Origin of the sequence: Belnapia mucosa (assembly GCF_016775475.1) — a bacterium.
Classification (GTDB): domain Bacteria; phylum Pseudomonadota; class Alphaproteobacteria; order Acetobacterales; family Acetobacteraceae; genus Belnapia; species Belnapia mucosa.
The window spans coordinates 1-8,120 of the sequence record NZ_JAEUXJ010000052.1 but is presented as its reverse complement, the minus strand read 5'-3'; the positions used below and the strand labels follow the sequence as shown (position 1 = coordinate 8,120).

Here is an 8,120-nt window from a genome sequence, read left to right as displayed (position 1 = left end):
ATCCCGTAGCGCTTGGCGAGCCCTCTCAGGCTCTCTTGACTATGCTGTATCGCTCGACGGATCGCCGCTGTCGTTGTGGCGCTCCCATGGTGAAACTGGCCCATAGCGCGTCCTTCCACGCCTGCTGGAAGACTGCACCATCAAACATCTAGTCCAGCTTCCCAGGGCGCGACTATAGGCCGGGCGAGTTCCTCCGCGCCGGGACAACGGTGAGGATGAGCCCGACCCCGGGTATGCCCGCCGCCGCGGTCGGCGATGGCGAAACCACATTGGCCGCCCAAAGCTACCCAAGACCATGGTGCGGCGGCCCCTGGAAATGACCGTGGGCCCGGCGGTGCTGACCATCGTTCAGCTTGACAGCGGCGACTGGAAAACCAGCTACCGTACCACCCATCCGCTAACCCGCTATAAGAGCGGGATGCCACCGGTTACGGCGTAGATGCCGCCCGTCATGTAGCTGCCTTCGTCAGAGGCGAGCAGGACATAGATCCCTGCCAACTCCTTGGGCTGGCCTGCGCGACCCAGGGGCGTATCCTTGCCGAAACTTTGCACCTTTTCAGGCGGCATGGTGGAGGGGATCAACGGCGTCCATATTGGCCCTGGCGCAACCGCGTTCACCCGAATGCCCTTGCTGCCTAGCATCTGGGCCAAGCCAGCGGTGAAGTTGGAGACGGCACCCTTGGTCGAGGCATAGGCCAGGAGCATGGAGCTAGGCTTATCCGACTGAATAGAGGTCGTGTTGATGATGCACGCCCCTGGCCGCATATAAGGGACCGCAGTCTTGGAAAGGTGGAACATGGCCTCGATGTTTGTCCGAAAGGTGTAATCCCACTCCTCGTCCGGGATCTCCTCCAGCGATTCGTAGGTGCGCTGGAAGGCGGCGTTGTTCACCAGGATGTCAATGCGGCCGAATTCTCGAACAGCTCGATCGATGACTGCACGACAATGGGCCGCATCGGCGATGTCACCCGGCACCAACACGCAACGGCGGCCTGCCTCCTCGATGTAGCGGGCAGTCTCACGGGCATCCGCGTCCTCTTGTTCGTTCAGATAGCTGATCAGAACGTCCGCACCCTCACGAGCGAAAGCAATGGCCACGGCTCTGCCAATTCCGCTATCACCTCCGGTAATAACTGCCGTCCGCCCGCTGAGCTTGCCTGAGCCCTTGTAGCTCTTCTCTCCGTGATCCGCCTGAGGCGTCATTTCCGCTTCGGTTCCGGGAGGCTGGATCTGCTCTTGGTTCGATTGGCTCATGTCGCTTCCTCCTTACAAGGAGCCGACAAGCTCGGGAATCTCGAGAAGTTCCTGTCTCGACATTCTGCAGCCCCGCAAGCTGGTTGGCACGAAGCGACCAAGCCGAGTAGGTGGCGAGTTTGGACATGTCTGCAGGGAAGTCGCCTCGGCCAGTGGCATCCCGAGGGTGATGTCGATGTTGATGGGTGTCGTGATGCTTCGCTCATCCAACTCGCGGCCAATCGCCATCCGCAACCGGATGGTCCTCAGCCGGTCGGCAGTGCGGCATGGTAATCTTCAGCTTCGCGGGCGGCCTCTGGTCGGGGGACGGCAGGCTCATGCCGCGATGTCGGGTGCCGCAGCCGTCAGCACCAGCCCACCGCGAGCGATGGGGAATGGCTGAAGTAGGTGCTTTCTGGCGTGCTGTAGGCCCTCGCTGCCGCAGGTGAGGCCGCCAGATTTGATTTGAGGCAAAGGAAGGCCGCCAATGGAGGAACCGCGCGGGCCAGCCAGGAATGCCGTCGCGCCGCTTAGCGGCGCGGAGGAGCAGCCGCCGGATAGCGGGGCGGCGCCGCAGGAAACTCGGTCCGGCACTTCGCCGCCGCAGTCCCTGGCCGGGAGTTCCCGCCAGCCGGCGGGGCTGTGTCTCAGCGCCCCCTTTGTTCACCGGCCCATTGCCACGGCCTTGCTAGCCATCGCCGTCGCCTTGCTCGGCGCGGTGGCCTATCTCCGCCTGCCGGTCGCGCCGTTACCACGCGTGGACCAGCCGACCATCGTTGTCATGGCGGCTCAGCCGGGCGCTGACCCGGCGGTAATGGCATCCAGCGTCGCCGCGCCGCTGGAGCGCCGGCTAGGCGCCATCGCCGGTCTAACCGAGCTTACCTCCTCCTCCACGGTGGGCGGCGCCAATATTGTTGCGCAGTTCGATCTGTCACGGCGTGTGGAAGACGCGGCCCGGGATGTGATGGCCGCCATCGGCGCTGCGGGCCATGACCTACCGCCGGGGCTGCCCAATCCGCCATCGTTTCGCAAGGCCAACCCGGCGGACCCGCCGGTGCTGCTGCTCGCAATAACCTCGGATACAGTCGCCTCCGACGTCATGTATGATGTGGTGGACAGCGTCGTCGCGCCGCGCATCGCCCAGGTGCCCGGCGTGGCTCAGGTCACCATCACTGGGTCGGAGCAGCCGGCGGTGCGGGTCGCAGTAGACCCCGCGGCTGCCACTGCCGCCGGCGTCTCGCTTGAGGACATCCGCACCGCCATCGCCCGCGCCAATGTCACCCAGCCTACCGGGCTACTGGACGGCCGGGACCAGGCGGCCGCCATTGAGGTTAACGACCGGCTCACCACGCCGGAGGACTTCGCCGGCGTGGTGGTCAAGGCGGCCAACGGCGCGGCCGTATACCTCCACGCGGTGGCACGGGTGAGCCAGGGCGTGCGCGACCGCCGACAGGCCGGCACCTTCAACGGCCGCCCAGCCATCCTGCTGATTGTCTCCAAGCAGCCGGACGCGAACGCCGTCGAGGTGGTGGACGCCATCCGGGTGATCATGCCTGGCCTGGAGCGCTGGATTCCTCCCGGCATCACCATCACCACTCTGCGGGACCGATCGGAAACCATCCGCGCCAGCGTGGCCGAGGTGCAGCACAGCCTGCTCATCGCCATCGCCTTGGTCGTTGGTGTCGTGGCGCTCTTCCTGCGCCGCCGCGCTGCCGTCCTGGCCACTGCCGTCGCGGTGCCGGTCTCGCTGCTCGGCACGCTGGCGGTGATTTGGCTGCTGGGGTTCTCGCTCAACAACCTCACTCTGATGGCCTTGACCATCTCGGTCGGTTTCATTGTCGACGACGCTGTTGTTACGGTCGAGAACGTGACCCGACAGCGCGAGCGTGGCCTCTCGGCGACCCAGGCCGCACTGGAGGGTGCGCGGCAGATCGGCTTCACCGTGCTGTCCATCACCGCGTCGTTGATCGCGGTGCTGATCCCGCTCCTGTTCATGCCCGGCGTGGTTGGCCGCATGTTCCGCGAATTTTCGGTGACGCTGGCCGTCACTGTCGCCCTCTCGGCTGTCATCTCCTTGAGCGTGACGCCTGCCGCAGCTGCGCATCTCGCCCACCGGATCGAGCCGCCACCCAGCCGCTTCGACCTCGTCATCGAAACCGGGATGGAGTGGATCCTGCGCGGCTATCTTCATAGCCTTGCCTTCCTGCTGCGCTACCGTAGCGGCATGGTGGCCCTAGCCGCCGGCCTGACCGGCCTGACAGTCTGGCTTTACCTCATCGTGCCAAAGGACTTCTTCCCGGCGCAGGATACCGGCCTGATGTCCGGCTACCTTTATGCGGCGCCTGACACCTCCTTCCCGGAGATGGTGCGGCTGCAGAACCGGGTCGTAGAGGTGCTGCTAGACGATCCCGCTATCGAGGGCGTAAGCGCTTATATCGGCAGCGGCACGGGCACCATGCTGAACAGGGCGCTGATGTTCGTCTCACTCAAGCCGCACCACGACCGCCCAGGATTAACGCCGGAAGCGATCATGGACCGGCTGCGAGGGCCATTGAGCAGCATCGTCGGCGCGCGGGTCTCGCTAGGGCCGGTCTCCGACGTCAACATCGGCGGGCGCATAAGCGGCGCTAGCTACCAGTATGTGCTGCTGACACCCGATCTGGATGAGTTGCGGACCTGGTCCGAGGCCCTGCTGCGCAAGCTACGGACCCTGCCGGAGATGGCCGATGTCGGCTCCGACGATCAGGGCAGCGGTCTGGTCTCCCGCCTCGTAGTGGATCGGGAGAAAGCGTCGCGACTAGGGGTTTCCATTCTGGCCATCAACGCGGCCCTGAACAACGCCTTCGCCCAGCGTCAGGTCAGCGTCATTTACCGCGACCGCAATCAGTACCGGGTAGTGCTCGAAATCGATCCGAGGCTCACACAAGATCCGACACAACTCGACGGCATCCATGTACCAAGCGCCAGAGGCCAGCTTGTTCCATTGGCCTCGCTGACCCGGCTTGAGCGCGAGGCGGCGCCGCTGTCGATCAACCACCAGGGCCAGTTCCCGGCCACGACCATCAGCTTCAACTTGCGCGATGGCGTCAGCCTCGGCGATGCCGCGGCAGCTATAGAGCGCGCACAACTGGAGATCGGTATGCCGGCGGGCGTACGCGGCGAATTCGTCGGCAACGCCCGCGCATTCCAGAGGCAGGAGACTAGCCAGGGCTTGCTGATCATTGCCGCGGTGGTCTCGATCTACGTCGTGCTTGGCATGCTGTACGAAAGCCTGATCCATCCGGTCACCATCATCTCGACCCTGCCCAGCGCGGGCATCGGCGCGCTGCTCGCTCTGCTGGCGACAAGGACGCCCTTCGGCGTTATCGCCTTCATTGGTGTGGTCCTGCTGATGGGCATCGTCGGGAAGAATGCCATTATGCTGGTGGACTTCGCCATCGGGAACGAGCGCGAGCAGGGGCAGAGCGCCCGGGAGGCGATCCTGGCGGCCTGCCGCCAACGCTTCCGGCCCATCCTCATGACCACCCTCGCGGCGCTGTTCGGTGCTGTTCCCCTGGCGCTCGCCAGCGGCCCAGGGGCGGAGCTGCGACAGCCGCTCGGCATCGCCATCATCGGTGGACTGGCGGTGTCGCAGCTGCTGACGCTCTACACCGTACCTGCTTTCTATCTCGTACTCGAGAGCCTAGCCCGGACGATGGCGCCATCGGCCAGGCCAGGCAGCCTCGTCCGCGATCGGCCGCGGCCCTGACGATGGCGGCGCGCTGCATGCCGACCTACCAATCGGTCGCCCATGTGGCACACTGATTTCACCGCCGCCCCGAGCCCCATTGGACTCCATCCTGGCGGTGACGAGCGCACAACGCTCTAAGATCACCGCGGGCTTGCGCAGCGACGTTGCTGGTTCTTCTTGCCTGCCTAGACTGAGACGGCCGGCGCTCCCGGCTATCCATGCTGAAGGGACGCCTGCATTTAGGATGCGCTTGATCGCTGTGTGATGGCCGGGATGAGCGCGAAGCCGCTGAGCCTGTCTTTCACGGATTGCTGGCCGCTTTACTGCCAGAACCCAGCTTGTTGCAAACATTGGTCGGTTAGGCGTGTCCCGCTCCTCGGCACCCGCAGCGTCTCGGCCCGGCGGCTCAGGGTGATATGGTCGGGTACGGCGAGGTCGAGGAGGACGAGAATGGCATCGGTTAAACCTTCTGTCTTGCGCAGCGCCAAGTGGAACACCGCCCGCAAGGTTAGCGCGGTGGTGATTGTCAACGCCGGCGCTGGTCGAAGCTTCGGGAGTGGTTGGCGCCAGATCGTGCCCCAGCCCGTGCCGCCGCTGCCGTGAGGAGCTGAGCATGCCGTCACGTGCCCGGGTGTCCTACTCTCGCCGGGCAGCGGCCACCAACTTGGCAGTGCCGCACCCACTCCATCGTGAGCGGCGCAGTATTTCGGCAAGGCCGATCGTGCCAGGGGAGACATGCGCCGATCATCGCGCACGGCTTCGGCCATGGCATGTCATCCTGTACTCTCATTCTCGATGAGGATAACCCTGGAGCAACTTCGCATCTTCGTAGCGGTGGCGGAGCGGCAACATGTGACGCGCGCTGCGGAGGCGCTGAACATCGCGCAGTCGGCCGCCAGTGCCGCCGTCGCGGCGATCGAGACCGGGCATGGCGTGCGGCTATTCGACCGGGTGGGCCGCGGCATCGAGCTTACCGAAGCCGGGCGCCGCTTTCTGGTAGAGGCACGGGCGGTGCTGGCTCGCGCCGCGGCAGCCGAGCTGATCCTGGCCGAGCTTGGCGGGCTGGTGCGCGGCTCGCTTTCGGTGCATGCCAGCCAGACCATTGCGAGCTATTGGCTGCCCCGCCATCTCGTCGCCTTCCGTCGGGCCCATCCTGGCATCGAGATCCGGCTGGCGATCGGCAACACCGCCCAGGTGGCTGCCGCCGTCCATGAGGGGCTGGCGGAGCTGGGCTTCGTCGAGGGGGTGGTGGAGGATGGCCAGATCACCAGCCAGGCGGTCGCGACCGACCAGCTGGTGTTGGTTGTCGCACCCGACCACCCCTGGGTCGCCGCCTCCGAGCTTACGCTGAAGGAGGCTGCCGAAGGGGGCGACTGGGTGCTGCGCGAGCCCGGCTCTGGCACGCGCTCGGCCTTCGAGGCGGCGCTGGCGGCGGCGGGGGTGGCGCCTGGCAGCCTGCGGGTCGCACTCGAACTTCCCTCAAACGAGGCGGTGCGTGCCGCGGTTGAGGCCGGCATGGGGGCGACGGTAATCTCAGCCTCTGTCGCGGTGCCGAGCCTCGAGGCCGGGCTGCTGCATCAGGTGAAGCTCGCCTTGCCCGAGCGCGCCTTCCATGTCCTGCGCCACCGGGAGCGCCGTCTCAGCCGCGCCGCCGAGGCGCTGCTCGCGCTGATCGGTGATACGCGCCCGGATATCCGCGTCCGGCCCTGAGGTAGCGGTCAGGCGATGCCAAGCAGCCGGATCAGCCCGAAGCCGAGCGCACCCAGTGCCAGTAGGGACAGGATCACTGCCGCGGTCACCCGTCCGCCGGCCCGCGCCACCACCCGCACATCGACCCCGAGGCCAAGCGCGGCCATCGAGATCACCATCAGCGCGCTCGCCACGGCAGCGGTCGGTTCAAGCACGGCCTGAGGCACCAGGCCGAGCGAACGCAGGGTGGCCAGCGCCAGAAAGCCCAGGATGAACCAGGGCACCAGCCGGTGCAGCGGCGGCCGGCCCGCAGTTGGGCGATCCCCAGTGATGAGATGCGGCACCTTGTCCGCCTCCTCCCGCAGCCAGGGCGTCAGCAGCGACAGCACCAGCACCACGGGGCCGAGCATCAGCACCCGCACCAGCTTGACCAAGGTGCCGATCTGGATGGCCAGCGCGCCGGCCGGCGCCGTCGCCGCCAGGACCTGCGGAACGGCATAGACGGTAAGGCCGGCCAGCGTGCCGAACTGCATGACGGTCAGCCCGAGCGCGGGCACCAGAAGCGGCAACCCGAGCACGACCAGGACCCCGAGCACGGCCGTGAAAGCAATGGAGGAGGCGACCTCGTCGCCATCGGCGCCGATGACCGGCGCGACAGCGGCGATGGCCGAGTTGCCGCAGATGGCGTTGCCGCAAGCGACCAGGATCGCCATGCGTCGCGGCAGCCCGAGCAGCCGGCCGATGCCATAGCCGCCGCAGACCGTGACCGCGACAAGCGCGACGATGCCGAGCACTAGGACGGGGCCGACCGCCAGAATGGTCGCGGCGCTGACCGAGGCGCCGAGCAGCACCACCGCGATCTCGAGCAGCGTCTTGGCGCCAAACGCGATGCCGGGCCGCCAACGGGCGGCTGGTGTCCACGCTGTGCGCAGGGCGGCACCGAGCAGGATGGCCAGCACGAGTGCCTCCAGCCAGGCACGGTCGAACAATGCTACCTCGGCGTGCTCCAGCGCCATCGCCGCAAGGGTGACACCAATGCAGAGCAGCAGGCCGGGGAGAAGCCGCCCTAGACCAGTGCGGCGTACAGGAGCGGTGTTGGTGCTGGCAACGAGTTTGGGCGCCAAATTCAGGGGCACGGCGAGCATGGCAGGTTCCTTGGCACTGGGTGCCAGGTGGAGCCTGCGCATTAATCATTCTAACGCTGGTTTCTGATCGATTAAATCTCCTAGACAGATCAATTTGGTTTCATCAGCGCGCTGCGGTCATCCTGCCCCAATGGCTCGGCAAACTGCCGTGCCGCCGGCACGGACCAGAAACGCGAAAAGCCCCATGGCTTCAGTTGGAGGCCATGGGGCTTTTGCAGTTTTGCCGCTGCAGACGAGCGGCTGGCAGCTAGAGCAGCATCCGATCATTCGGGCTCATAGCCTGCGGCGGTGAAGTAGCTTCGGCATTCGTTTGGAGTGAACTG

At 66.0% G+C, this 8,120-nt stretch carries 4 protein-coding genes and 2 pseudogenes; 2 read left to right on the top strand and 4 right to left on the bottom strand.

The window, feature by feature from the left end; all coding sequences use genetic code 11:
* Together JMJ55_RS30075 and JMJ55_RS30070 are read right to left on the bottom strand one after the other, a co-directional pair.
* Window positions 1–104, bottom strand: a pseudogene (locus JMJ55_RS30075) (IS481 family transposase); the annotation flags it as partial.
* Window positions 105–405: 301 nt separating this feature from the next.
* Window positions 406–1,254, bottom strand: coding sequence for an SDR family oxidoreductase (locus JMJ55_RS30070; protein WP_202829289.1), 849 nt, complete (start codon window positions 1,252–1,254; stop codon window positions 406–408).
* 466 nt (window positions 1,255–1,720) lie between these two features.
* Between JMJ55_RS30070 and JMJ55_RS30065 the strand changes: the two genes are divergently transcribed.
* Window positions 1,721–4,981 carry an efflux RND transporter permease subunit gene (locus JMJ55_RS30065; RefSeq protein WP_202829288.1) on the top strand — a complete coding sequence of 1,087 codons (3,261 nt, stop codon included), beginning with the start codon at window positions 1,721–1,723 and terminating at the stop codon, window positions 4,979–4,981.
* A 359-nt stretch (window positions 4,982–5,340) separates the two neighbouring features.
* Here the strand turns inward: JMJ55_RS30065 and JMJ55_RS31400 are convergent.
* Window positions 5,341–5,493, bottom strand: a pseudogene (locus tag JMJ55_RS31400) (transposase); the annotation flags it as partial.
* A gap of 271 nt (window positions 5,494–5,764) precedes the next feature.
* On the opposite strand from JMJ55_RS31400, the gene JMJ55_RS30055 reads away from it, so the two are divergent.
* The gene (locus tag JMJ55_RS30055; RefSeq protein WP_202829290.1) at window positions 5,765–6,673 is read left to right on the top strand and encodes a LysR family transcriptional regulator; all 909 of its coding nucleotides are present in this window, start codon (window positions 5,765–5,767) and stop codon (window positions 6,671–6,673) included.
* A gap of 8 nt (window positions 6,674–6,681) precedes the next feature.
* On the opposite strand, the gene JMJ55_RS30050 is transcribed toward JMJ55_RS30055, so the two are convergent.
* Window positions 6,682–7,797 (bottom strand): YeiH family protein, encoded by a 1,116-nt coding sequence (locus JMJ55_RS30050; RefSeq protein WP_202829286.1) that lies wholly within the window; start codon window positions 7,795–7,797, stop codon window positions 6,682–6,684.
* Between the last annotated feature and the right edge of the window lie 323 nt (window positions 7,798–8,120).